Here is a 22,420-nt window from a genome sequence, read left to right on the forward strand (position 1 = left end):
GGGACCGCTGACCGGTCACGAGGGCTCGATCCGGCGCAGGGCGGCCTGCTACGGATGCTCGATCCGGCACAGGCAGAACGGATGCCCCGCCGGGTCGGCGTACACCCGGAAGTCATCGTCGTCGACCGCCTCCAGGGCCTTGGCGCCCAGCTCCAGCACCCGCTTCTCGGCCGCGTCCACCTCCTCCCAGGTGGAGCCGGCGTCGAAGTCGATGTGGAACTGCTGGGAGTTGCGGTCGGCGCGCGGCCACTCCGGCGGGGTGAACCCCTCGGCCCGCTGGAAGGACAGCCGCGGGCCGCCGGGGACCTGGAGCACCACCCAGTCGGGGTCCTCCTCGGCCGGGACGCCCCCGACGACGCCGGCGTAGAAGCGGGCGAGGGCACGGGGGTCGGGGCAGTCGAGCACGATCGAGCGGAACCGGGCCGCGGAAGTCATCGGGAATCTCCTCCGGTCAGCAGGCGCACAGACAGAACGGGTGTCCCGCCGGGTCCGCGTAAACCCGGAAGGAGCGTGAGCGGTCGTCGGCGTCGAGCACCTTGGCGCCGAGCGCGAGCACGGCCTCCTCGGCCGCGTCCAGGTCCTTGACCAGCAGGTCCAGGTGGAACTGCTGGGAGTGCTCGGCGGACGGCCACTTCGGCGGCACGAAGCCCGGGGCGGCCTGGAACGCCAGGTCCCTGCCGCTGGGGACCTTCAGGTCGGTCCACTCGTCGTCGCCCTCCGCGGTGCCGCCGAGCACCTCGGCGTAGAAGCCGGCGAGTGCGCGCGGATCGGGGCAGTCCAGAACGACGGGGCCGAGTTCGGCGATGGCCATGGCTCTCCTCCTCATCGAGGGTCCGGTTACCTCTAGATGCCGGGTAACCGGTAACGGTTACCTCATGCTCCCGCATGGGGGGTAACGTCGCAACCATGAATGACAGAGCGCCCGCGCCCGGCGGCCTCGCCCTCGTGGAGGCCCTGGTCAACACCGTCGACCTGGAGTCCGGACGGGACGCGCTCGACACACCGGAGGGCCGGGCGCGCTTCGGCGTACGGGAAGAGGACCTGCCGGACGTGCGGGAACTGCGCGAGTCCCTGCGCGCGGCCTGCCTCGCGCACGCCGGGCACCCCCCGCACCGCGAGGTGACGCCGCTGGGCCGGCTGCTGGAGCGGGCGCCCCTGTACGTCGCCGTGGACGAACGGGACGGCTCGGCGAGCCTCGCCCCCCTGGACACGGGCCCCCTGCTGTCACGGGTGGCCGCCGCCGTGGCCGAGGCGCTCACGGCGGGCACCTGGCAGCGGCTCAAGGCCTGCGAGATGCCCAGCTGCCTGTGGGCCTACTACGACCGCAGCCCCGCCGGACGGGGCCGCTGGTGCTCCATGTCGGTGTGCGGGGCACGCGCGAAGATGCGCAGGTACCGCGCGAAGGCGCCCTGAGCGCCCGGCGCGTGGTGCAGAATGCGTGAAGACGCCGGTTCGGCCGACTGAGCCTCGGCCGAACCGGCGTCACTTGTCTTCGCACTTTTCGATCGCGCCGAGAAAACCTGCCGGGGACGCCTCGATCGCGCCGGGAACCCGGCCGGGGACGCCTCGATCACGTCGGGAACCCGGCCGGGGACGCCTCGATCACGTCGGGAACCCGGCCGGAGACGCCTCGATCACGCCGGGAAGCCCGCCCAGGACTCCCCGGTCCGGCCGGGAGAACCGGCCCGAACCCTCCGGCCGGGCCGGGAGAGCCCGCTCAGGCGGTCGGACGCCCCATCGCCCGGTACGTCCACCCCGCCCGCCGCCACAGCTCCGGGTCCAGGGCGTTACGCCCGTCGAGGATCACGCGGTCCTTCACGACCTCGCCCAGCGCCGCCGGGTCCAGCTCCCGGAACTCCCGCCACTCGGTCAGGTGCAGCACCACGTCGGCGCCCCGCGCGGCCTCCGCGGGCGAGTCGGCGTAGCCCAGCGTCGGGAACAGCCGGCGGGCGTTGTCCATGCCCTTCGGGTCGTACACCGTCACCTGCCCGCCCTGGAGGTGGATCTGTCCGGCGACGTTCAGCGCCGGCGAGTCGCGCACGTCGTCCGAGTCGGGCTTGAAGGTCGCGCCGAGCACCGCGACCCGCCGGCCCAGGAACGCCCCGCCGCCCAGCGCCTCCCGGGCCATCTCCACCATCTGGCCGCGCCGGCGCATGTTGATCGAGTCGATCTCGCGCAGGAACGTCAGCGCCTGGTCCGCGCCCAGCTCACCGGCGCGCGCCATGAACGCCCGGATGTCCTTGGGCAGACAGCCGCCGCCGAAACCGATGCCGGCCCGCAGGAATTTGCGGCCGATCCGGTCGTCGTACCCGATGGCCTCCGCCAGCCTGGCCACGTCGCCGCCGGCGGCCTCGCAGACCTCCGCCATCGCGTTGATGAAGGAGATCTTCGTGGCCAGGAAGGAGTTGGCGGCGGTCTTCACCAGCTCGGCGGTCGGGAAGTCGGTGACGACGAACGGCGAACCCTCGGCGACCGGGGTGGCGTACACCTCGCGCAGCAGCTTCTCGGCGCGCTCGCTGCGTACGCCGACGACGATCCGGTCCGGGCGCAGGGTGTCCTGCACGGCGAAGCCCTCGCGCAGGAACTCCGGGTTCCAGGCCAGCTCCGCGTCCGCGCCGGCCGGGGCGTGCTCGGCCAGGTAGGCGGCGAGGCGGTCGGCGGAGCCGACGGGCACCGTGGACTTGCCGACGACGAGGGCGGGCCCGGTCAGGTGCGGGGCGAGCGAGGCGAACGCGGCGTCCACGTAGCTCATGTCGCAGGCGTACTCGCCGTGCTTCTGCGGGGTGTTCACACAGACGAAGTGCACGTCGCCGAACGCGGCGGCCTCGGCGTAGTCGGTGGTGAACCGCAGCCGCCCGCTGGACCCCTCGATGCCCGCGACGTGCTTGCGCAGCAGTTCCTCGAGACCCGGCTCGTACATCGGGACCTCGCCGCGCCGCAGGGTCTCGATCTTCTCCGGGACGACGTCCAGGCCCAGCACTTCGAAGCCCAGTTCGGCCATGGCCGCGGCGTGCGTGGCGCCGAGATAGCCGGTGCCGATCACAGTGATCTTGAGGGCCATGCGGTACTCCCGGGTGGACGTCGTCGGTGCGCTGCCTGAGCATAGTCGGGGCATGTCGGAGCCCCTCCGCGGGCAAGGTTTCCCCTGTCGCCAAGCTCACCTGTCACTCCTGTGGGCGGGCCCCTAAACTTTGTATTACTTAACGGTAATTAGCGTCCTTGGAGCGTGAGAGTCTTGGCGGGTTCGCCTGATTTCGACCTGTACCGCCCGTCCGAGGAGCACCAGATGCTCCGCGACGCCGTCCGCTCGCTGGCGGAGGCGAAGATCGCCCCGTACGCCGCCGCGGTGGACGAGGAGGCCCGCTTCCCGCAGGAGGCGCTGGACGCGCTGGTCGCGAACGACCTGCACGCCGTGCACGTACCGGAGTCGTACGGCGGCGCGGGCGCCGACGCGCTGGCCACGGTGATCGTCATCGAGGAGGTGGCCCGCGTCTGCGCGTCCTCCTCCCTGATCCCGGCGGTGAACAAGCTGGGCTCCCTGCCGGTGATCCTCTCCGGCTCCGAGGAGCTGAAGAAGAAGTACATGACGCCGCTCGCCAAGGGCGACGCGATGTTCTCCTACTGCCTCTCCGAGCCGGACGCGGGCTCCGACGCGGCCGGCATGAAGACGAAGGCCGTCCGCGACGGCGACCACTACGTGCTCAACGGCGTCAAGCGCTGGATCACCAACGCGGGCGTCTCCGAGTACTACACGGTGATGGCCGTGACCGACCCCGAGAAGCGCTCCAAGGGCATCTCGGCGTTCGTCGTGGAGAAGTCGGACCCGGGCGTCTCCTTCGGCGCCCCCGAGAAGAAGCTCGGCATCAAGGGCTCCCCGACCCGCGAGGTCTACCTCGACAACGTCCGCATCCCCGCCGACCGCATGATCGGCGCGGAGGGCACCGGCTTCGCCACGGCGATGAAGACGCTGGACCACACCCGCATCACCATCGCCGCCCAGGCCCTCGGCATCGCCCAGGGCGCCCTCGACTACGCCAAGGGCTACGTCAAGGAGCGCAAGCAGTTCGGCAAGCCGATCGCCGACTTCCAGGGCATCCAGTTCATGCTGGCCGACATGGCCATGAAGATCGAGGCCGCCCGCCAGCTCACCTACGCCGCCGCGGCCAAGTCCGAGCGCGGCGACGCCGACCTCACCTTCCAGGGCGCCGCCGCCAAGTGCTTCGCCTCGGACGTGGCGATGGAGGTCACCACGGACGCGGTCCAGCTCCTCGGCGGCTACGGGTACACCCGTGACTACCCGGTCGAACGCATGATGCGCGACGCCAAGATCACGCAGATCTACGAGGGCACGAACCAGGTCCAGCGCATCGTCATGGCCCGCAACCTGCCCTGACGGCTTCCCCGAATGGCGTACGGGTGAGTACGGGCGTACGACGGAAGGGCGGCGGTCCGGGTCTGCCGGGCCGCCTCCCGTCCCGAGGAGGAGCCATGACCCAGCCCGGAACCATGACGCCGATGAGCCAGGAGATGCAGGACTGCGTGCGGGCCTGCATGGAGTGTCACAGCGTGTGCGAGGAGACGATGAGCTCCTGTATGCAGCGGGGCGGCCAGGCCCAGATGCAGGTCATGCGCGCGCTGATGGACTGCGCCGACACCACCCGCATGTGCGCGGACATGATGATGCGCCGCTCGTCGATGTCCGGCGAGATGTGCGCCATGTGCGCGACGGCCTGCGACAGGTGCGCGGAGGCCTGCATGGCCATGCCGGACGATCCGCAGATGATGCGGTGCGCCGAGGCGTGCCGCCGCTGTGCGGAGTCGTGCCGCGCGATGGCGGGCGCCGCGATGTGAGGCGCCGGATGTGAGGCGCCGGACGTGAAGGAGGGCGCGCCCCCTGCGGGGCGCGCCCTCCTCATGCCTCGTTCACGTCGCGTCAGTTCGCGGAGACGGTGACCTTCTCGTCGTTCTTGAGCTGGTTCACCAGCGTCTTCACCTTGGTCATGTCCCAGGCGAGGTTGCCGTTGGGGGCGTTGCCCGCGATCGGCATGTTCATGGACTTGCCGTCGCCGCCGCTGACGCCCTTCATCGCCCAGAACATGGACGCCAGGTCCCACAGGCCCATGTCCTTGTCGACGACGAGCGAGTCCAGGCCGGCGCCCATCGTCGGGTAGAGCTTGAAGGGATTGAGGACCGTGCTCGGGGTGGCCACCTGGTTGGCGAGGGCGGAGAGGAACTTCTGCTGGTTCTTGGTGCGGTCCAGGTCGGAGCCGGCGAGGGCGTAGCGGGTGCGGACGAAGGCGAGGGCCTCCTCGCCGTTCAGCGTCTGCTTGCCCTTCTTGAAGTCGGCGCCGGACTTGGAGTCCTTGATGTCCTGCGGGATGTCCATCTCGACGCCGCCGACCGCGTCCACGATGTTCGCGAAGCCGGCGAAGCCGATCTCGACGTAGTGGTCGATGTGCAGGCCGGTGTTGAACTCGACCGTGCGCACCAGCAGCGTGGGCCCGTCGATCGAGTAGGCCGCGTTCAGCTTGTTCGCGCCCATCGCGGCGCGGACCTTGCCCGACTCGGAGCCCTTGAACGCGGGGATCGTGACGTTGGAGTCGCGGGGCAGGGAGATCAGGGTCGGGCCGTTGTCGCCGGTGTGCAGGATCATCATCGAGTCCGTGCGCTTGCCCTCGGCGGACCCGGTGTGCAGCTTCTTCTTCTCCTCGTCGGTCATGCCCGCGCGGCTGTCGGAGCCGACGATGAGGTAGTTGGTGCCCTCGCCCTTCTCGGGCCGGTCGATGACCGTCGCGAGGTCGACCTCGCGGTTGAGCTTGGAGTCCGCCCAGAAGTAGGTGCCGACGAGTGTGACGATCAGCACGGTCGCCATGGTGATCGCCGTCACCTTGATCCGGCGCCGCCAGTTCGGCGCGGGCCGCGGGGCGCCGCCGCCGGCGGGACCGGCGGGGCCGCCGCCGTAGACCTGGCCGGTGTTGTAGCCGCTGTCGTACCCGTCGTGTCCCTGGCCGTCGACGTACGACGGCTGCTGCGGGATGCCGCCGTACGGCGCTCCGGCCTGGTCCCCGGAGTGCGGGGCCGCCGGGCCGCGCTGCACCTGGCGCATCACGCGGGCGCCTTCCGGCTGCGCGCCCGTGCTGCCGCGTCCGTAGCCGGTGCCGCGGTTGTCGTCGGACCATCCCTGGGGCCAGTCATTCATGGGCCCCAGTGTGCCGGTCGCGGGTGTGTGCCTCACAAGGCCTGGCGGAAAATAGGGCCGGTGCTGTTGCGAAGCTGACACAAAGTCCCGAGTTGTCGCTTCGGCATAAGGTGGAGGCCATGACAGACCAGGCCAGCGCCGCAGAGCGGACGACCTCCGACACCTCCGGCATACCGGGCAAGCCGACCTCGGCCTCCCGGACCACTCTCAGCCACATCATGACCCACAACGACACCAACCTGCTCGGCACGGTGCACGGCGGTGTGATCATGAAGCTGGTGGACGACGCGGCGGGCGCGGTGGCCGGCCGGCACAGCGGCGGCCCCGCGGTCACGGCGTCCATGGACGAGATGGTGTTCCTCGAACCGGTCCGCGTCGGCGACCTGGTCCATGTGAAGGCCCAGGTCAACTGGACCGGGCGGACCTCGATGGAGGTCGGCGTCCGGGTCCTGGCGGAACGCTGGAACGAGTCCGCCCCGCCGACCCAGGTCGGCTCCGCCTACCTCGTCTTCGCCGCCGTCGACGCCGACGGCAGGCCGCGCGCGGTCCCGCCGGTGATCCCGGAGTCGGAACGCGACAAGCGCCGCTACCAGGAGGCCCAGATCCGCCGCACCCACCGCCTGGCCCGCCGCCGCGCCATCAAGGAGCTGCGCGAGAAGCGCGCGGCGGAGGGCATCGAGGACTGAGCGTTCCGTCACGGCGGCCCGCAGGCGCCGCGCGACCGCCTCAGCCGCAGCTCACCTCGTCCCCCCGGACCACCCCCGGCTCCTCCTGCGTCCCCGTGACGCGCACCGCGCGCACCTCGCGGAAGTCGGTGCCGACGGTGACCTTGAGCGTGGCGCCCTGGCCCGCGACGGGGCGCAGGACGCTGCCGGGGAAGGCCGCCGCGAGGGTCCTGGCCGAGCGGTCCCAGCGGGGGTCGTAGGAGATGACCGTGCGGCGCGCGGACGGGTCGGCCGCGCTGGTCGCGCGGTGGGTGGTGCGGAAGCCGGCCGCGGTGAGGGCGGCGTCGACCCGGCGGCCCAGCCCCGGGGTCCGGGTGCCGTTCTCGACCTGGACCAGGATCTGCCGCGGGGCCACCTCCACGGGCGCCGACGGGCGGGTGCGGGGCCGGGCGGAGGACAGCGGCTTGTCGTCGCGCAGCGCGCGGAAGATCCGGCCGGCCTTGACGGGGTCCCACTTCAGCGTCGAGCCGAGGCCCTTCACGGGGTAGGCCATCTGCCCGATCGGCACGGTGGCGAACTCCGACGAGGAGGGCGAGAAGTTCCGCATCGCCCGGCCCAGGTCCAGCAGTTCGCCCGCGCCGAAGCCCTTGTCCGCCCGCACCGAGCCCAGCACGGCCCGGGTCACGTCCCGGAACTTCATCGGGTTCAGCAGCACCCCCGAGGACGTCGACCGGTCGATCAGCGCCGCCAGGAAGCGCTGCTGGCGCTGCATCCGGCCGAGGTCGGAGGCCCCGTCGACGTAGCGGGCGCGCACGTACTGGAGCGCCTGCCCGCCGGAGAGCCGGTGCGTCCCGGCGGGCAGGTCCAGGCCCGTGTAGGAGTCCTTCAGCGGCCGGGCGGTGCAGATCCGCACCCCGCCGAGCACGTCCACCGTCTTCATGAAGCTGCCGAAGTCGACCTCCACGTAGTGGTCGATCTTCACCCGGGTCATCTGCTCCACCGTCCGCACGGTCAGCTGCGGACCGCCCTCGGCGTACGCGGCGTTCAGCTTCACCGGGTGCGCCGCGTGCCGCTCGCCGGTGACGCGGTCGGTGTGCGCGGGCAGTTCGGCGTAGGAGTCGCGCGGCAGGCTGACCACGCTCGCCCGGTTCCGGTCCTCGGAGATGTGCACGATCATGATCGTGTCGGTGCAGTGGCAGGGCTCACCGCCCAGCCGGTACCTGCGCCGCTCGGCCTCGCCGATCCGCTCCCGGCCGTCCGTGCCGACCAGCAGCACGTTCATGCCGTGCCCGGCGCGCGGCCGGTTCTTCATGTCCTTGAAGGCGTCGACCCGGTCGATGTCCGCGTCCAGGCTGCTGATCACCGCGTGGCCGATCCCGGCGGAGGCGAGGATCGCCACCGACAGCGTGGTCACCGCCCGGACGGCCCAGCGCGGCCTCCCGCGCCGGACGGGCGGCCGGGCCGCCCCCCTCGGTCGCGACCGGACCGGGGGCCGGGGCGGTGTGCTGGGCATGGGGAACACCTCCGCTGGGACAAGCGCTGCGGCCGTACGCACGAGCCGTGAGCACCGTAGGCCGATACGATCTGCGGTCCGGCGCAGCGGCCCCGGCGGGGCGCACCGCTGTCCCCCGTTCGCGGTAACGTGAGCGTCCTATGAACGCCAAGCCCGACGTGCAGCTCCCCGCCGTGTCCGTGATCATGCCCGTCCTCAACGAGGAGCGGCATCTGCGCGGCGCCGTCCACGCGATCCTCGCCCAGGAGTACGCCGGCGAGATGGAGGTCGTGATCGCCCTCGGTCCGTCCACGGACCGCACGGACGAGATCGCCGCCGAACTGGTGCGCGAGGACCCGCGCGTGCACACCGTCCCGAACCCCACGGGCCGCACGCCCGCCGCGCTCAACGCCGCGATCAGGGCCTCCCGCCACCCGATCGTGGTCCGCGTCGACGGGCACGGCATGCTGTCGCCGAACTACATCGCCACGGCCGTACGGCTGCTGGAGGAGACCGGCGCGCAGAACGTCGGCGGCATCATGCACGCCGAGGGAGAAAGCGACTGGGAGCACGCGGTCGCCGCCGCCATGACGTCGAGGATCGGCGTCGGCAACGCCGCCTTCCACACCGGCGGCGAGGCCGGCCCCGCCGAGACGGTCTACCTCGGCGTGTTCCGGCGCGAGGCGCTGGAGCAGCAGGGCGGCTACAACGAGGAGTTCATCCGCGCCCAGGACTGGGAGCTGAACTTCCGCATCCGCGAGGCGGGCGGCCTGATCTGGTTCTCGCCCGAGCTGAAGGTCTCCTACCGGCCCCGGCCGAGCGTGCGCGCGCTGGCCAAGCAGTACAAGGACTACGGCCGTTGGCGGCACGTCGTCGCCCGCTACCACGCCGGCTCCATCAACCTGCGCTACCTCGCCCCGCCGACGGCCGTGTGCGCGATCGCGGCCGGACTGGTCGTGGGCGCCGTACTGACCCCGTGGGGCTTCGTGATCCCCGGCGGCTACCTCGCGGCGATCGTCGCGGGCTCGGTTCCGGCGGGCAAGGGGCTGCCGCTGAAGGCTCGCCTGCAGATCCCCGTGGCGCTGGCCACCATGCACATGTCGTGGGGGTACGGCTTCCTGACCAGCCCGCGCTCCCTGGCCAGGCGGGTCATCGCCTCCCGCCGGCCGGCGGTGCTCAGCTCCTCCGACAGCGCGGCGGGCTGAGCACCGACCCGGGGCTCAGAACGTGTAGTTCGGGTTCACCGGCATGCACGCCGAGGTGTCGGAGGCGTTGAGCGCCCCGGCCGACTCCGGCGTCCTGTCCTCCTTCTCCGGCGCCTCGTACGCCGTGCCCTCGCGCCAGTCGGCGCCGACGGTCAGCGTGACGCCGGAGACCTCCGTGGACTTCTTCACCGCGCTCGCCGGGATGCCGAGGGCCTCGGCCACCCGGCGGGCGTCGCCCTCCAGGTCGGCGCTCGGGTAGCGGACCGTCGTCGTCTCCTGGCCCGGCCAGGCCGAGGTGTCCGCGGCGGCCTGCGCGAAGCCCTCGTCGACGAGCAGTCCGGCGACCGTGTTGGCCCGCCCCGAAGCGGCGAGCAGGGTGTCGGTGGCGGTGCCGTTGCGGACCTGCACCGCGATCTCCCCGTCCGCCGCGGCCGGGTCCGACGGCTCCGGTTCCGCGCGGGGCGTCTTCTTCTTGTCCTTGCCGTCGAGGGCGATGTCCTCGCGCACCATCCGGAACACCGTCTCGGCGTCCTCGGTCGGCTCGACCTGGTTGCCGACGAGCCGGTTGGGCATCGTCGTCATGGTGATCCGGTCGGTCGGCACCTGCTGGAGGTCGGCGGCGAGGTCGTACATCTTCTTGATGGTGCCCAGGCCCTCGTCGACGGTGAGCGCCTGCGTCGCCGCCTCGGCCAGCTTGCGCAGCGAGTTGGGGTTGCTGAGCCGGGCCTCCGCGCGCAGCTGGCGGACCATCGCGTTCATGTACATGTGCTGCGCCTTGGCCCGGTACAGGTCGCTGTTGTCGCCGAAGCCGTAGCGGGTGCGCAGCCACTGCAGGGCCTGCTCGCCCTTGACCTTGGTGGTGCCCTCCCTCAGCCTCAGCCCGGAGCCGCGGCCGCGTGCGTCGCGGGAGTACACGTTGTCCTCGACGCACACCGGGACGCCGCCGATCGCGTCGGCCATCGACACCACGCCCGCGAAGTCGATCATCATGAAGTGGTCGATGTGGATGCCGGTCAGCTCCTGCCAGGTGGCCACCGTGCAGCCGGGGCCGCCGTTCTGCAGGCTCCGGTTCGTCGCCACCGGCACCGTGCTCGCCTCGTACACCTCGCCCGTGTCCGGGTCGGTGCACTTGGGGATCATCACCAGGGTGTCGCGCGGCATGCTCACGACCGATATGTGGGAGCGGTCGGCCGAGACGTGCAGCAGCATCTGGACGTCGGCGAGCGGCGGGCCGTTGAACGTCTCCCTCGCGCCGCCGAGCTTCTGGTTCTCGGCGTTGTCGCGGGCGTCCGAGCCGATCAGCAGGATGTTGAGCGGGGTCTGGCCCGCGGCGTTCGGCGTCGGCTTGGCGACCTTGTTGTCGCCGAGGTTGAGCTCTTCCTTCTTGATGTTGCTGTTGAGGTGCTCGTAGTAGAGATAGCCCGCGCCCGCGGTGCCGGCCATCACCACCGCCAGGAACGTCGCGCTCCAGCGCAGCACCCTGCGCCGGCGCGCCCGGTGGTCGGCGCCGCGGCGGCCCCCGCCCCGCCGGCCGCCGTGTCTGGCGCCGCCGGCGGCCGGATCCCCGTCCTTCTCGCTCTCGTCCTGCCCCTGGTCCTGTTCCTGGTCCTGCGGTGTCAGGGACATCGTCTCCTCCACCGCAGGCACGTCCCCCCGCACGCTGCTTCGCGTCACTGCCTGCCCTCCCACCCCTGCAGACCCGACACGGGTCCGTCCCGCGTCAAGTCAGACGCACGACGGACCCGTTGGGTTACCCCTCAATTTCCTATTCGGCGCAGACGACCTTGTCCGCCGTGGACTTCTGGACGCCTTCGGGTGCTTTCGTCGGCGCCGTCAGCGAGACGCCGGCACCCTTGAAGTCCTCGCCCAGCACGAGCGTCATCGTGGGCAGCCCCTGGGCGTTCTCCACGCTCTCGCCCGGCTTCATCGCGGATCCGGACAGACCCATGATGTCGGCGAGCCGGCGTGCCTGGTCCGCCTGGTCGGGCGCGTACTCCAGCGTCGTTCTGCTCTGCGCCGCGTCCGCGTTGCCCGCGTTCTCCGACTTGGTCACGCCCTCGTCGTTCTGCAGCCAGCTGAGAGTCTCCTGTGCGCTGCCGGCCGCGGCCCCGCCGTTGAGAATGCGCACCCGCACCTCGGACGGGTCCGCCTTGGTGCCCTTCAGCCGGGCCGCGACCGCCGCCTTCTCCTTGGCCTTCTTCTCCTTGACCTCGGTGAAGGACACGTCCTCCTTGATCATCTGGAAGACCTGCGGGGCCTTGCTCTTGTCGACCACGACCGTCGCCTTGACCGTCTCGGCCGGGTTGTCGACCACCGGCACGGTCGTGAAGGTCAGGTTCTTGACGTTGAGCTTGCCCAGCTCCAGGCCGAGGTCCTTCAGCTTGCCGATGCTGTCCAGCTGGGAGTCGACCGTCAGCGCCTTGGTGCCCGCCTCGGCCAGCTTCACCATCTTCGATGGGTTGGTCAGGGTGTCGTTCGACTTCAGCTTGCGCATCAGCGCGCTGAGGAACTGCTGCTGGAGGTTGATCCGGCTCAGGTCGCCGCCGGTGCCCACGGAGTGCCGGGTGCGGACGAAGGCCAGCGCGTCCTCGCCCTCGATGACGTGCTTGCCCTTGGTCAGGTTGAGCTTGGAGTCCCTGTCGTTGATGTCCTTGTTCAGGCACACCTCGACGCCGCCCACCGCGCTGGTCAGCGTCTTGACCGCGTTGAAGTCGGCCACCATGAAGTTGTCCGGCGTGATCCCGGTCAGCTCGGTCACCGTGCGCATGGTGCAGCTGGGCGTACGGCCGCTCTGGCCCAGGCTGGTGTTGAAGCGGACGCCCTGCGAGCCGGGGATGACCTCGGTGGAGCCGTCCTCCTGCGTGGTCGGGCAGTCCGGGATGTCCACGATCAGGTCGCGCGGGATGCTGAGCGCGGTCGCGTTGGAGCGGTCCTTGGAGACGTGCAGCAGGATCGTGGTGTCGGCGTGGCCGGGGCTGCCGTGGTCGCCGTAGGACTCGTTGCCCGCGCCGGTGCGTTTGTCCGTGCCGATCAGCAGGATGTTGATGGCCTTGTCCTTCTGGAAGCCACCGGTGCTCGCGCCGTCGTCGGAGACGGAGGTGATGTTGCCGTTGAGGTGCCGGATGTAGAGGTAGCCGGCGCCGGCCGTGGCGAGCAGGACGAAGGCCATGCCGCCGCCGGTCCACAGCACGGCCTTCTTCGCCTTCGCCGCCTTCGACTTCTTCGCCGGACGCCGCCCGCGCCGGGCAGCCGCGGGCTCGGGGGGCGCGCCCCGCCGTCGTCGCGGACCCGCCGCGTCCCCCTCGCGGGAGTCCTGCCGGTCGCGTGCCGGGGGCATGGAACGGGCGCTCGGCGCGGCGCGGCGGGAACCGGTCCGGCGGGGGGCGGGAACCGTCGGCTGCTCTCCGGAAGGGCTCAGTCGCAGTTCGTATTCACCGGTGTTCGGATTGAGTACCCACTGGTCTGCGGGGTCGATGTGCTCCGCCCGCCCACGGCCTTGCGCGTCCACGGTTGCCTGAATCCTCCGTCGGGGCCACGCGGCGCCTTCCCCCTTCGAGGCGCACGGGGTCTCGTACAAAGCTCGTACACAGTGCGCGACCCCAGAAACGTGTTCGTGGCCGGGAGTCGAGGTGCACCGGATCGCTCACACTATCCGCCCAGTTCAGCGCCAAGCGACGACGGTGACAAATTCCACGTCCCTACAACTGGGCAATCCGCCCATTTCCTAGGACGGAGAGGGCCTCCTTGCCCAGTGTTTTACCGGCAGCCGCCTTCCGCGGCGGTGTTTCCGCGGAACACGGGTAGACGTGAGTCGCCTCCGTCACGTTCGCCGTCCGCACCGTTTTCTGTGGAATTCTGTGAAATGTCCCGTGCTTCCCGTGCCACTCCCACGGGCGCGTCCTGTCGCAGCCGGGCGAAAAGCCTTTCGGCCGCGGGCTCCACGAGCTGGTCGCGATTGGAGTCGCCGGCGTAGGACTCGCGCGGGACGGTCAGGAACTGCACCCGTTCGGTGGGGATGTCGCGCAGGCCGCGGGCGAGGTCGTACAGGCCGCGCAGGCTCGCCAGGCCCGGGTCGGTGGTGAGGGAGGAGGTGGCGGCGTCCAGCACCGGGTAGAGCTTCACCGGGTTGAGCAGCACGTCGTTGCCGCGCACCTTCTTGGCGAGCGCCGCGAGGAAGCGCTGCTGGCGCTCGATCCGGTCGGTGTCGCTGCCGTCGCCGAGCGACTTGCGGGCGCGGACGTAGCCGAGGGCCTGCTCGCCGTTGAGCGTCACGCGGCCTGCGGGAAGCCGCAGCTTGGCCGCTTTGTCGTGGATCGGCTTCTTCAGGCAGATCTGTACGCCGTCGAGAGCGTCGACCATGTTCTTGAACCCGCCGAAGTCGACGACGACGTGGTGGTCCACGCGGATGTCGGTGAGCTTCTCGACGGTCCGGATCGTGCAGGCCGAACCGCCCGCCTCGTAGGCGTGGTTGAGCATCGCGAACGCCGGCCGGGTGCGGCTGCCGTCCGGCCGCCGGCAGCTCGGCACGTCCACCATCAGGTCGCGGGGGAGCGAGACGGCGGTGGCGCTGCGCCGCCCGGCCGACAGGTGGAGCAGGATCGTGGTGTCGGAGCGCTCGGTGCCCAGGTCGCGGCCGTAGCGCCGGTTGTCCGCCCCGGAGCGGGTGTCCGACCCGATGAGCAGGATGTTCTGCGCGCCCCGCACCAGGGCGGTGGGCCGCTCCTTCTCGAACCGCGCCAGCTCGGCCGCGGCGGCCTCGTCCGGGGTGATGTTCCCGTCCAGCCTCGCGTAGAGCGCCCAGCCGCCCGCCGCGCCGCCCAGCACCAGCACGGCCGCCCCGGCGGCCCCGTACCGCATCCAGCGCCGACGGGGTGTGCGTCGGCCGCGCGAAGACATGCCCGCGGTGTCGCTCACGTCTGGCTCCACCCCTTCGCTGTACGAGCGGGTCGGCTGTACGAGCGGGCAGCCGGTGTACGGGCGGCCGGCTGGGCCGTCGTCGCTGCCGTCCGGTTCGCGCTGCCTGGTACGAGCGTGACCCGGGGGAGGCGGGGGCGCGGGCGGGGATGACCCGAACGGGTGAAGGGGGTGGGGTACGGCGCTGGACGTACGGATGAAGGGGCGGGTCACGGCCCCGGACCGACGGCGGATCGGAGGGGTGCCGTGCCGCGGGCGTCCGCCGCCGGCACGGGAAGCCGGACGCCTCTGTGAGGCGCCCGGCGTCAGCGGGCCGTCGCCGTGACCCGTTCCGCCTCGATGCGCTGGGCCAGGGACCGCTCGTCCAGCCGGTCCAGGTGCCGGCACAGCACCACCGAGCCGCCGGCCGCCAGCGGGGCGTACAGCCCCGCGCTCAGGCCCTCCCAGGTGTCGTACGGGAGTGCGGACAGGATCCGGGAACCCGGGCCCGTCAGGTCCAGCCCGGGGGCGTCGCCGAGCGCCCGCTCCACCACCTCCGCGCCCGTGAACTCCGCCCCGGCCACGATCAGCGCCGGCGCCTCCGGGTCGACCGGCGCGTACGGCGCGAACCGGTCCCCGTGGCTCGGCACGTCCACGGCGTAGTCGGCGTACCCGGCGGGCGGCGTCGCGAAGCGCCGTCCCAGCGGAGCCAGCGACAGCGCGTACCGCTCCCCGGAGCAGGCCAGCCCCGCCTCGAACCGCCCCGGCCCCGCGACCACGAAGTCGGCCCGTCCGGGATCGCCCTCCACGTCCGCGACGACGCCCACCGACGAGCACGCCAGCAGCCACACCGCCGTCTGCCAGTGCGCCGGCAGCAGCAGCGCGACCCGGTCGCCGGGCTCGGCGGACATGCCGTCCTGGAGGAGATTGGCGGTCTTGGCCACCCAATTGGCGAAGGTGGCCACGGAGAGTTCGACACGTTCGCCCGTGGCGTCGTCGTAGAAGGTCACCAGGGGGCGCGCGGAGTCCGCGGCGAGCGCGGAACGCAGCAGGTCGGCGGGGGTGCGATCGGTGGCGTTCACCCGCGCAAGCGTACGCGTGCGCCGGGTCGCCGATCGAGTCGCGCCCCTCACCGGTTCGGCCGAACGGCGGCCGACCGGCCGTCAATTCCCCGATGGACAGGTTTATATGACTATGTCCAGGATGTGGGGCATGCGTAAGCTCATCGCTCCCTCCATAGGCGTGACCTGCGCGGCAGCCCTCGCGCTGCCGCTGACCATTCCCGCGACGACCGCGGCGTCGGCCGCGATACCGGGCGCCTCGGCGACGGCGGCCACCGCGGCCACGTCACCCGGTGCCGTGCGCGCCGCCGGGCGCCCCGGTGCCGAACCCGCTGTCCCCGGCGGCACCCAGTCGCTGCCCCTCGTCCCCCTCGCCGCCGACCGTTCCCTCGGCTCGTCCGCCGTCCAGGGCCTGCCCAGCAAGGACGTACGGCCCTTCTCCCTCGTCGGCGTCGTCTGGGACGACCCGGACGACGAACTCCACGGCCGCGTCCAGGTCCGCACCCGCGCCGCGGGCACCGGCGTCTGGTCCGGCTGGCAGGACCTCGAGACGCACAACGCCGAGCACGCCCCCGACCCGGACGCCACCGAACGCGCCGCCTCCCGCGTGCGCGGCGCCACCGCCCCCCTGTGGGTGGGGAATTCGGACGGAGTCGAGGTACGTGTCGCGGCCTCCACGGCCGACGGGACCGGCGCCCCCGCATCCGCCACGCTTCCGGCAGGTCTGCGCCTGGAACTGGTGGACCCCGGCGACCCGCAGGAGTCGACGCCATCCGCGGCATCGGCCGCCGGCGCCCTCGGCGCCTCCTTCGATCCCCCGCTCACCGCCCCCCTCAGTCCTGAGAGCGTCGACGCGGCCACCCCCAACGCCGACCTGGCCCCCCTGGAGGCCACCGAGATCCCGGAGCTTGACCGCCACCAGACGGAGCAGGACCTGCTCACCCTGCACGCCGAAGGGCTGGAAGGCGTCGAAAGCCCCGACGACCTCGACGACCTCGACGACATCGACGACATCGACGACATCGACGACATCGAGAACCTCGACGAGTTCGACAACCTCGACGGCCTGCCGGAGGAACAGCGGGCGAGGCCGTACATCGGCCCGCGCCCGCGCATCGTCACCCGCCGCGGCTGGGGCGCCGACGAGCGGCTGCGCGAACGGGGGTTCGTCTACACCAAGCGGATCAAGGCCGCCTTCGTGCACCACACGGCCACCGGCAACAACTACAGCTGCTCACAGGCGCCTTCCGTCATTCGCGGTATCTACCGCTACCACGTCCGCAGCATGGGCTGGCGCGACATCGGCTACAACTTCCTCGTCGACAAGTGCGGAAACCTGTACGAGGGCCGCGCGGGGGGCGTGGCGAAACCGGTCCTGGGCGCCCACACCTCCGGCTTCAACAGCAACACCATGGGCATCGCCGTCCTCGGCACGTTCAACCGGACCTCGCCCAGCACGTCCACCGGCAGGGCCATCGGCCGCCTGACGGCATGGAAGCTCGGCCTCTACGGCGCCAACCCGCGGGCGAAGACGTCCCTCAAGTCGGGTGGCGGCAATCTCTACCGAAAGGGTAAGAACGTACGACTGAACGTCATCTCCGGTCACCGCGACGCGTTCGTCACGGACTGCCCAGGACAGCAGCTCTACCGCAAACTCCCCAAGGCACGCTGGCACGCGGCACGCTTCCAGGGACGCTTCTGACCTCACGAGTGGCTCTGCATACACTGGCCGGCCGAAAGACAGTTCGGCCGGTCCCGGCAGGAAGCAGAGACGACAGGTGACAGAAGCGATCCTCCTGGTCGGCGGCAAGGGCACCCGGCTGCGCCCGCTCACGGTGCACACGCCCAAGCCGATGGTCAGGGCGGCGGGGGTGCCGTTCCTCACGCATCAACTGGCGCGGGCGAGGGCGGCGGGGGTCGACCACATCGTGCTCGCGACGTCCTATCTGGCCGAGGTCTTCGAACCGTACTTCGGCGACGGCGCGTCGCTCGGACTGCACATCGAGTACGTCACGGAGGAGGAGCCGCTCGGCACGGGCGGCGCGATCCGCAACGTGGCCTCGCGGCTGCGGTCGGGGCCGGAGGACCCGGTCCTCGTCTTCAACGGAGACATCCTGACGGGGCTGGACATCCGGGCCCTGGTCGACACCCACCGCAGGACGGGCGCGGACGTCTCGCTCCACCTGACGAAGGTGACGGACCCGCGCGCGTACGGGCTGGTCCCCACGGACGGCACCGGACGGGTGACGGCGTTCCTGGAGAAACCCCAGACGCCGGAGGAGATCGTCACCGACCAGATCAACGCGGGGGCGTACGTCTTCCGGCGCTCGGTCATCGACACGATCCCGGCGGGGCGGCCGGTGTCCGTCGAGCGCGAGACGTTCCCCGAGCTGCTGGCGGCGGGGGCGCATCTGCAGGGCATGGTCGACTCCACGTACTGGCTGGACCTCGGCACGCCGGCGGCGTTCGTCCGCGGCTCGGCGGACCTGGTCCTGGGCCGGGCGCCGTCACCCGCCGTGCCCGGCCGGTGCGGGGACCGGCTCGTCCTGCCGACGGCGAGGGTCGCGGCCGACGCCAAGCTGGCGGGGGGCACGGTGGTGGGGGAGGGCGCGTTCGTCGCGGAGGGGGCGCGCATATTCGGCAGCACGATTCTGCCGGGCGCGGTGATCGAGCCCGACGCGGTGATCACCGACTCCCTCGTCGGGACCCGGGCGCGGGTCGGCAGCCGTACGGTCCTGAACGGCACGGTGATCGGCGACGACGCGATCATCGGCTCCGACAACGAGCTGAACCCCGGCGCGAGAGTCTGGTGCAACGCGCACATACCGCCGGGGGCGCTCCGCTTCTCGCCGGACCAGTAGGGCGCGGCCTGTACGGGGCCGCGCGGGGCTGTCCAGGGTCGGCCGGCCGCTGCCCGCCGCCGGCCGTCCGGCCGACGCGGGGCCGGCGGTGGGTTTCCGTCCGGGGCTGTGACCTGCCGGCCGGGCCGGTGGCCCGTCTCGGAGGTCCGAGCCCCACCGCCGGCCGCCTGCCGTCTCGCCGACGCGGGGCTGTGCGGTGGGCTTCCGGCCGGAGCGCCGCCGCGCACCCCGTCCCCCGCGTCGACGCCGTACTCCCTGCGCCCGCTCCCCGGGACCCGCCCGCCACCCCACGCGTCTCACAGCCGCCCGATGTCCCCCCGCGTCATCCGCGGCCCCCTCCGCTCCGGCACCCTCCCGCTCAGCAGGACGAACCGCGCCGCCCGATGCCGCTGCCCCGCGTACGGCTCCAGCAGCTCCAGCATCACCGCGTCGTCCGCCTCCCGGTTCCCCGCCAGCGCCCACCCGACGATCCCCGGCAGGTGCAGATCCCCCACCGTCACCGCGTCCGGCGCCCCGTGACTGCGCTGCACGGTCTCCGCCGACGTCCACGGCCCGATCCCCGGCACCAGCTCCAGCCGCGCCCGCGCGTCCTCGGGGGACATGCCCACCGCCTGCTCCAGCCGCGCGGCGACCCGCACCGCCCGCAGGACCGTCGACGCGCGCTTGTCGTCCACGCCCGCCCGGTGCCACTCCCAGGACGGGATCAGCGCCCAGCCGCGCGGATCCGGCATCACGCACATCCGCCCGGGGGCGGGCCCGGGCGCCGGCTCCCCGAACGCGCGCACCAGCATCCGCCACGCCTGATACGCCTCGACCGTCGTGACCTTCTGCTCCAGGATCGACGGAATCAGCGACTCCAGCACCAGCCCGGTCCGCGTCAGCCGCAGCCCCGGACGCCGGCGCCACGCGTGCGCCACCACCCGGTGCCGCGGCACGAACGCCCCCGGATCGTCCGCCGCGCCGAGCAGCTCCGGAAGCCCGTCCAGCAGCCACTGCGCCCCAGGCCCCCAGGCCTCCCCGCGCACCGCGCCGCCCCGGACCGACACCCGCAGCGTCCCCGGCCCGGCCGGCGTACGGCTGGCCCGCCACACCGACCCGTCCGGCATCGCGCGGAACGTCGGATCACCGGGCCCGCGCCGCAGCGGCCCGAGCACCAGCCCCAGCTCCAGCGGCCCGTCCGGCACCCACTCCCGCACCAGCTCCGGCGCCGCGGACTGCTGCCGGGGCACCCCGGCGGGCACGGCGACCTCCCCACCGCGCACGGTCGTGCGCGTGGGCCTGGGAGCGAAACGTCCGGCCACCGGTGAGTCCCAACGAGAGGAAGGAGAAAGAAGCGGTCCTACGAGGGTAGGCGCACCCCCCGCGGTCCTCACCTCGCCCACCCCGCCTCATGTCGCCGCCCCCGCCCCCGCCTCACGTCACCGCACCGCGATGAACATCCCCGCGTCCCGCTCGCCCCGCGGCCTCGGCGCCTGCGCCGGATGCCCGACCGCCACCGCGCCCATCGGATCCCAGTCCCCGGGCAGCCCCAGCACCTCGCGCACCACGTCCCGGCAGAACATCGTCGACGACACCCATGCCGACCCCAGCCGCTCCCCGGCCAGCGCCACGAGGAAGTTCTGCACCCCGGCCCCCGCCGCGACCACGAACATCTCCCGCTCGGCCGCGTCCCGCCGGGCGTCGCCGTACGTGTGCGAGCCGTCCATGACCAGGCACGGCACCACGAGGTACGGCGCGTTGCGCAGCACGTCCCCGCGCCGCACCCGCTTGGCGATCGACTCCGGCGACTTGCCGTCCCGGCGCAGGTCGGCGATCCAGGCGTCCCGCATCGCGTCCAGCAGTCGTACGCGCGTGGGCTCCGACTCCAGCAGCACGAACCGCCACGGTGTCGTGTGGTGCGGCGCGGGGGCCGTCACGGCGGCGGCCACGGCGCGCCGTACCGCGCCGGGGTCCACGGGCTCGTCGGTGAAGGCGCGGATCGTGCGGCGCTGGGTCACCGCCTCCCGGACGGCCTCCGAGGCGCCCAGCCGGAACATGTCGTCGCGCGCGTCCCGGACCAGCGCCCGCGCCCCGGCCCCGTCCTCCTCGGCCACCACGTGCGGCAGCCCGCGCACGACGGCCACGGGCAGCCCGGCGGCCTTGCCCTTGACCAGGTCGCCCGCGGCGGCGAGTTCGTCGGCGGTGGCGACGACGGTGGCGGCGAGCGGATTGCCGTACGCGTCCGTGCCGCCGCGCAGATCGTCCAGGACGCGCACCCCGGCGGCGCCGATCGCCACGTCCGTGAGGCCGGAGCGCCAGGGCCGTCCGAAGGTGTCGGTCACGACGACCCCGACGTCGACGCCGAGAGCCTCGCGCAGCCCTGCGCGGATCGCCCGAGCGGAGGCGTCGGGGTCCTCGGGCAGCAGCAGGACCGTGCCGGCGGGGGTGTTGGAGGCGTCCACGCCGGCCGCCGCCATCACCAGGCCCTGGCGGTTCTCCACGATGCGCAGCGCACCGCGCCGCGCCACCACCCGTACCGTCTCCGCGTCGATCGCGGCCTCCCGGTCGGCCGCCTCGACGACCCGCCCCTCGGCCTTCGACACGATCTTGGAGGTGACGAGCAGCACGTCGCCGTCGGCCAGCCCGGGCTCGGCGGCGGCGATCAGCTTGGCGAGGTCGTCCCCGGCCGCCACCTCGGGCAGCCCCGGCACCGCCCACACCCGGTATTCCGGCGCGGACTGCTTCCCGGCGCCCGGCGCGGACCGCTCGGCGGCGTCCGGCGCGGACTGCTTCCCGGCGCCCGGCGCGGACCGCTCGGCGGCGTCCGGCGCGGACTGCTTCCCGGCGCCCGGCGCGGACCGCTCGGCGGCGTCCGGCGCGGACTGCTCCCCGGCGCCCGGCGCGGACCGCTCGGCGGCGTCCGGCGCGGACTGCTTCCCGGCATCCGGCGAGGACCCCCTCCCGGCGTCCCGCGCGGACTGCTCCCCGGCATCCGGCGAGGACCCCTCCCGTGCGTCCGCCGCCACGGTGGACCGCTCCCCGGCGTCCGGCGCCGAGGACCCCTTCCCGGTCTCCGTCACTCCGCCCGCACCTCCTCCGCCAGCGTGAGCGCCTCGCGGGCCATTCGCGCGGCGGCCTCCTCGTCGGTCATCATCAGCGGCACTGCCCGGCACCGGATGCCCGCCGCCTCGACCCGCTCGACCGCGCCCGCGTCGACGGTGTCGACCAGCCAGCCGTCGAGCAGTCCCGAGCCGTAGTGCTCGGCGACCGCGGCGGCCGTGGACTCGACGCCGACGGCCGCGAGGACCTTGTCGGCCATCCCGCGCACGGGCGCGTCCCCGACGATGGGGGAGAGGCCGACGACCGGGACCCCGGCGTCCGCGATGGCCTCCCGGATACCCGGAACCGCGAGGATCGTGCCGACCGACACGACGGGGTTGGACGGCGGAAAGAGGATCACGTCCGCCTCGGCGATGGCCTCCAGGACGCCCGGCGCCGGCTTCGCCTGCTCGGCCCCGACCGGCACGACCGCCTCGGCCGGCACCGACGCGCGCAGCCGCACCCAGTACTCCTGGAAGTGGATCGCCCTGCGCTCGCCGTCGATCTCCACGGCGACATGGGTCTCGACGCGGTCGTCGGTCATGGGGATCAGCCGCACCCCGGGCTGCCAGCGGTCGCACAGCGCCTGCGTCACCGCGCTGAGCGGATAGCCGGCGCCGATCATCTGCGTCCGCACGATGTGAGTGGCGAAGTCCCGGTCGCCGAGCCCGAACCACTCGGGCCCCACGCCGTACGCCGCGAGCTCCTCCTTGAGATGGAAGGTCTCGTCGGCCCGGCCCCACCCCTGCTCCTCGTTGATGCCGCCGCCGAGCGTGTACATCACCGTGTCGAGGTCCGGGCAGATCTTCAGCCCGAAGAGGTGGATGTCGTCCCCGGTGTTGCCGATGACGGTGATGTCCGCGTCCGGCGCGGCCCGCTTGAGACCACGCAGGAATCGGGCGCCGCCGATGCCGCCTGCCAGAACCACAATGCGCATGGACACAGTCTGTCAGCCGGGTACGACAA

At 72.4% G+C, this 22,420-nt stretch carries 19 protein-coding genes; 7 read left to right on the plus strand and 12 right to left on the minus strand.

The annotated features are described in order from the left end of the window. Window positions 1-48 precede the first annotated feature (48 nt). Entirely contained in the window at window positions 49-435 is a 387-nt protein-coding gene (locus tag ACZ6KF_RS25545) for a VOC family protein (protein WP_356628439.1), read from the minus strand. Between the two features lie 16 nt (window positions 436-451). Further along, window positions 452-811 carry a VOC family protein gene (locus ACZ6KF_RS25550; RefSeq protein ID WP_469240504.1) on the minus strand — a complete coding sequence of 120 codons (360 nt, stop codon included), beginning with the start codon at window positions 809-811 and terminating at the stop codon, window positions 452-454. Between the two features lie 95 nt (window positions 812-906). Between ACZ6KF_RS25550 and ACZ6KF_RS25555 the strand changes: the two genes are divergently transcribed. Next, complete coding sequence (locus tag ACZ6KF_RS25555) at window positions 907-1,413, plus strand: CGNR zinc finger domain-containing protein (RefSeq protein ID WP_356628443.1); 507 nt, start codon at window positions 907-909, stop codon at window positions 1,411-1,413. A 304-nt stretch (window positions 1,414-1,717) separates the two neighbouring features. Here the strand turns inward: ACZ6KF_RS25555 and ACZ6KF_RS25560 are convergent, their stop codons facing one another. Next, the gene (locus ACZ6KF_RS25560; RefSeq protein ID WP_356628445.1) at window positions 1,718-3,061 is read right to left on the minus strand and encodes a UDP-glucose dehydrogenase family protein; all 1,344 of its coding nucleotides are present in this window, start codon (window positions 3,059-3,061) and stop codon (window positions 1,718-1,720) included. Between the two features lie 174 nt (window positions 3,062-3,235). On the opposite strand from ACZ6KF_RS25560, the gene ACZ6KF_RS25565 reads away from it, so the two are divergent. Both ACZ6KF_RS25565 and ACZ6KF_RS25570 read left to right on the plus strand, forming a co-directional pair. Beyond that, on the plus strand, window positions 3,236-4,393 hold the full coding sequence (locus tag ACZ6KF_RS25565; protein ID WP_469158756.1) for an acyl-CoA dehydrogenase: 1,158 nt from the start codon (window positions 3,236-3,238) through the stop codon (window positions 4,391-4,393). Between the two features lie 95 nt (window positions 4,394-4,488). Continuing rightward, the gene (locus ACZ6KF_RS25570) at window positions 4,489-4,851 is read left to right on the plus strand and encodes a four-helix bundle copper-binding protein (RefSeq protein WP_356628449.1); all 363 of its coding nucleotides are present in this window, start codon (window positions 4,489-4,491) and stop codon (window positions 4,849-4,851) included. Between the two features lie 82 nt (window positions 4,852-4,933). Here the strand turns inward: ACZ6KF_RS25570 and ACZ6KF_RS25575 are convergent, their stop codons facing one another. Next, window positions 4,934-6,199: an LCP family protein gene (locus ACZ6KF_RS25575; protein ID WP_469240506.1), complete on the minus strand. Its 1,266-nt coding sequence runs from the start codon at window positions 6,197-6,199 to the stop codon at window positions 4,934-4,936. Between the two features lie 119 nt (window positions 6,200-6,318). Here ACZ6KF_RS25575 and ACZ6KF_RS25580 point away from each other — a divergent pair, with 119 nt between their 5' ends. Next, window positions 6,319-6,885, plus strand: coding sequence for an acyl-CoA thioesterase (locus tag ACZ6KF_RS25580; RefSeq protein WP_356628453.1), 567 nt, complete (start codon window positions 6,319-6,321; stop codon window positions 6,883-6,885). A gap of 40 nt (window positions 6,886-6,925) precedes the next feature. Here ACZ6KF_RS25580 and ACZ6KF_RS25585 read toward each other — a convergent pair whose 3' ends face one another. Then, the gene (locus ACZ6KF_RS25585; protein WP_469240508.1) at window positions 6,926-8,377 is read right to left on the minus strand and encodes an LCP family protein; all 1,452 of its coding nucleotides are present in this window, start codon (window positions 8,375-8,377) and stop codon (window positions 6,926-6,928) included. Between the two features lie 140 nt (window positions 8,378-8,517). Here ACZ6KF_RS25585 and ACZ6KF_RS25590 point away from each other — a divergent pair, with 140 nt between their 5' ends. Beyond that, a complete protein-coding gene (locus ACZ6KF_RS25590) occupies window positions 8,518-9,561 on the plus strand; it encodes a glycosyltransferase family 2 protein (protein ID WP_356628457.1) in 1,044 nt (347 codons plus the stop codon). A gap of 15 nt (window positions 9,562-9,576) precedes the next feature. Here the strand turns inward: ACZ6KF_RS25590 and ACZ6KF_RS25595 are convergent, their stop codons facing one another. From ACZ6KF_RS25595 to ACZ6KF_RS25610, 4 genes are all read right to left on the minus strand, one after another. Next, window positions 9,577-11,187 carry an LCP family protein gene (locus ACZ6KF_RS25595; RefSeq protein ID WP_356628459.1) on the minus strand — a complete coding sequence of 537 codons (1,611 nt, stop codon included), beginning with the start codon at window positions 11,185-11,187 and terminating at the stop codon, window positions 9,577-9,579. A 139-nt stretch (window positions 11,188-11,326) separates the two neighbouring features. After that, on the minus strand, window positions 11,327-13,069 hold the full coding sequence (locus tag ACZ6KF_RS25600; RefSeq protein ID WP_356628461.1) for an LCP family protein: 1,743 nt from the start codon (window positions 13,067-13,069) through the stop codon (window positions 11,327-11,329). A 248-nt stretch (window positions 13,070-13,317) separates the two neighbouring features. Next, the gene (locus ACZ6KF_RS25605; RefSeq protein WP_469240538.1) at window positions 13,318-14,457 is read right to left on the minus strand and encodes an LCP family protein; all 1,140 of its coding nucleotides are present in this window, start codon (window positions 14,455-14,457) and stop codon (window positions 13,318-13,320) included. A 323-nt stretch (window positions 14,458-14,780) separates the two neighbouring features. Continuing rightward, window positions 14,781-15,536, minus strand: coding sequence for a TIGR03089 family protein (locus ACZ6KF_RS25610; protein ID WP_469158759.1), 756 nt, complete (start codon window positions 15,534-15,536; stop codon window positions 14,781-14,783). Window positions 15,537-15,666: 130 nt separating this feature from the next. On the opposite strand from ACZ6KF_RS25610, the gene ACZ6KF_RS25615 reads away from it, so the two are divergent. Then, the gene (locus tag ACZ6KF_RS25615; protein WP_469240510.1) at window positions 15,667-17,217 is read left to right on the plus strand and encodes a peptidoglycan recognition protein family protein; all 1,551 of its coding nucleotides are present in this window, start codon (window positions 15,667-15,669) and stop codon (window positions 17,215-17,217) included. Between the two features lie 76 nt (window positions 17,218-17,293). Further along, window positions 17,294-18,376 (plus strand): mannose-1-phosphate guanylyltransferase, encoded by a 1,083-nt coding sequence (manB, locus tag ACZ6KF_RS25620; protein ID WP_356628467.1) that lies wholly within the window; start codon window positions 17,294-17,296, stop codon window positions 18,374-18,376. Window positions 18,377-18,672: 296 nt separating this feature from the next. On the opposite strand, the gene ACZ6KF_RS25625 is transcribed toward manB, so the two are convergent. The 3 genes from ACZ6KF_RS25625 to cofD form a co-directional block, all read right to left on the minus strand. Then, window positions 18,673-19,677: a DNA-3-methyladenine glycosylase family protein gene (locus tag ACZ6KF_RS25625; protein ID WP_469158761.1), complete on the minus strand. Its 1,005-nt coding sequence runs from the start codon at window positions 19,675-19,677 to the stop codon at window positions 18,673-18,675. Between the two features lie 117 nt (window positions 19,678-19,794). Further along, window positions 19,795-21,435 carry a coenzyme F420-0:L-glutamate ligase gene (locus ACZ6KF_RS25630; protein WP_469240512.1) on the minus strand — a complete coding sequence of 547 codons (1,641 nt, stop codon included), beginning with the start codon at window positions 21,433-21,435 and terminating at the stop codon, window positions 19,795-19,797. Continuing rightward, entirely contained in the window at window positions 21,432-22,391 is a 960-nt protein-coding gene (gene cofD / locus ACZ6KF_RS25635) for a 2-phospho-L-lactate transferase (protein WP_356628473.1), read from the minus strand. Before cofD ends, ACZ6KF_RS25630 begins: the two co-directional genes overlap by 4 nt. Between the last annotated feature and the right edge of the window lie 29 nt (window positions 22,392-22,420).

It is taken from the genome of Streptomyces sp. NPDC046379 (genome assembly GCF_055587785.1).

What these genes read in the sequence shown, in the direction of transcription:
- ACZ6KF_RS25580 (WP_356628453.1), top strand. Translation starts at nt 6,319, where the DNA reads ATGACAGACCAGGCCAGCGCCGCAGAGCGGACGACCTCCGACACCTCC.
- ACZ6KF_RS25595 (WP_356628459.1), bottom strand. Translation starts at nt 11,187, where the DNA reads ATGTCCCTGACACCGCAGGACCAGGAACAGGACCAGGGGCAGGACGAG.
- ACZ6KF_RS25575 (WP_469240506.1), bottom strand. Translation starts at nt 6,199, where the DNA reads ATGAATGACTGGCCCCAGGGATGGTCCGACGACAACCGCGGCACCGGC.
- ACZ6KF_RS25570 (WP_356628449.1), top strand. Translation starts at nt 4,489, where the DNA reads ATGACCCAGCCCGGAACCATGACGCCGATGAGCCAGGAGATGCAGGAC.
- cofD (WP_356628473.1), bottom strand. Translation starts at nt 22,391, where the DNA reads ATGCGCATTGTGGTTCTGGCAGGCGGCATCGGCGGCGCCCGATTCCTG.
- ACZ6KF_RS25560 (WP_356628445.1), bottom strand. Translation starts at nt 3,061, where the DNA reads ATGGCCCTCAAGATCACTGTGATCGGCACCGGCTATCTCGGCGCCACG.
- ACZ6KF_RS25590 (WP_356628457.1), top strand. Translation starts at nt 8,518, where the DNA reads ATGAACGCCAAGCCCGACGTGCAGCTCCCCGCCGTGTCCGTGATCATG.
- ACZ6KF_RS25555 (WP_356628443.1), top strand. Translation starts at nt 907, where the DNA reads ATGAATGACAGAGCGCCCGCGCCCGGCGGCCTCGCCCTCGTGGAGGCC.
- ACZ6KF_RS25545 (WP_356628439.1), bottom strand. Translation starts at nt 435, where the DNA reads ATGACTTCCGCGGCCCGGTTCCGCTCGATCGTGCTCGACTGCCCCGAC.
- ACZ6KF_RS25585 (WP_469240508.1), bottom strand. Translation starts at nt 8,377, where the DNA reads ATGCCCAGCACACCGCCCCGGCCCCCGGTCCGGTCGCGACCGAGGGGG.
- ACZ6KF_RS25615 (WP_469240510.1), top strand. Translation starts at nt 15,667, where the DNA reads ATGCGTAAGCTCATCGCTCCCTCCATAGGCGTGACCTGCGCGGCAGCC.
- ACZ6KF_RS25550 (WP_469240504.1), bottom strand. Translation starts at nt 811, where the DNA reads ATGGCCATCGCCGAACTCGGCCCCGTCGTTCTGGACTGCCCCGATCCG.
- ACZ6KF_RS25605 (WP_469240538.1), bottom strand. Translation starts at nt 14,457, where the DNA reads ATGTCTTCGCGCGGCCGACGCACACCCCGTCGGCGCTGGATGCGGTAC.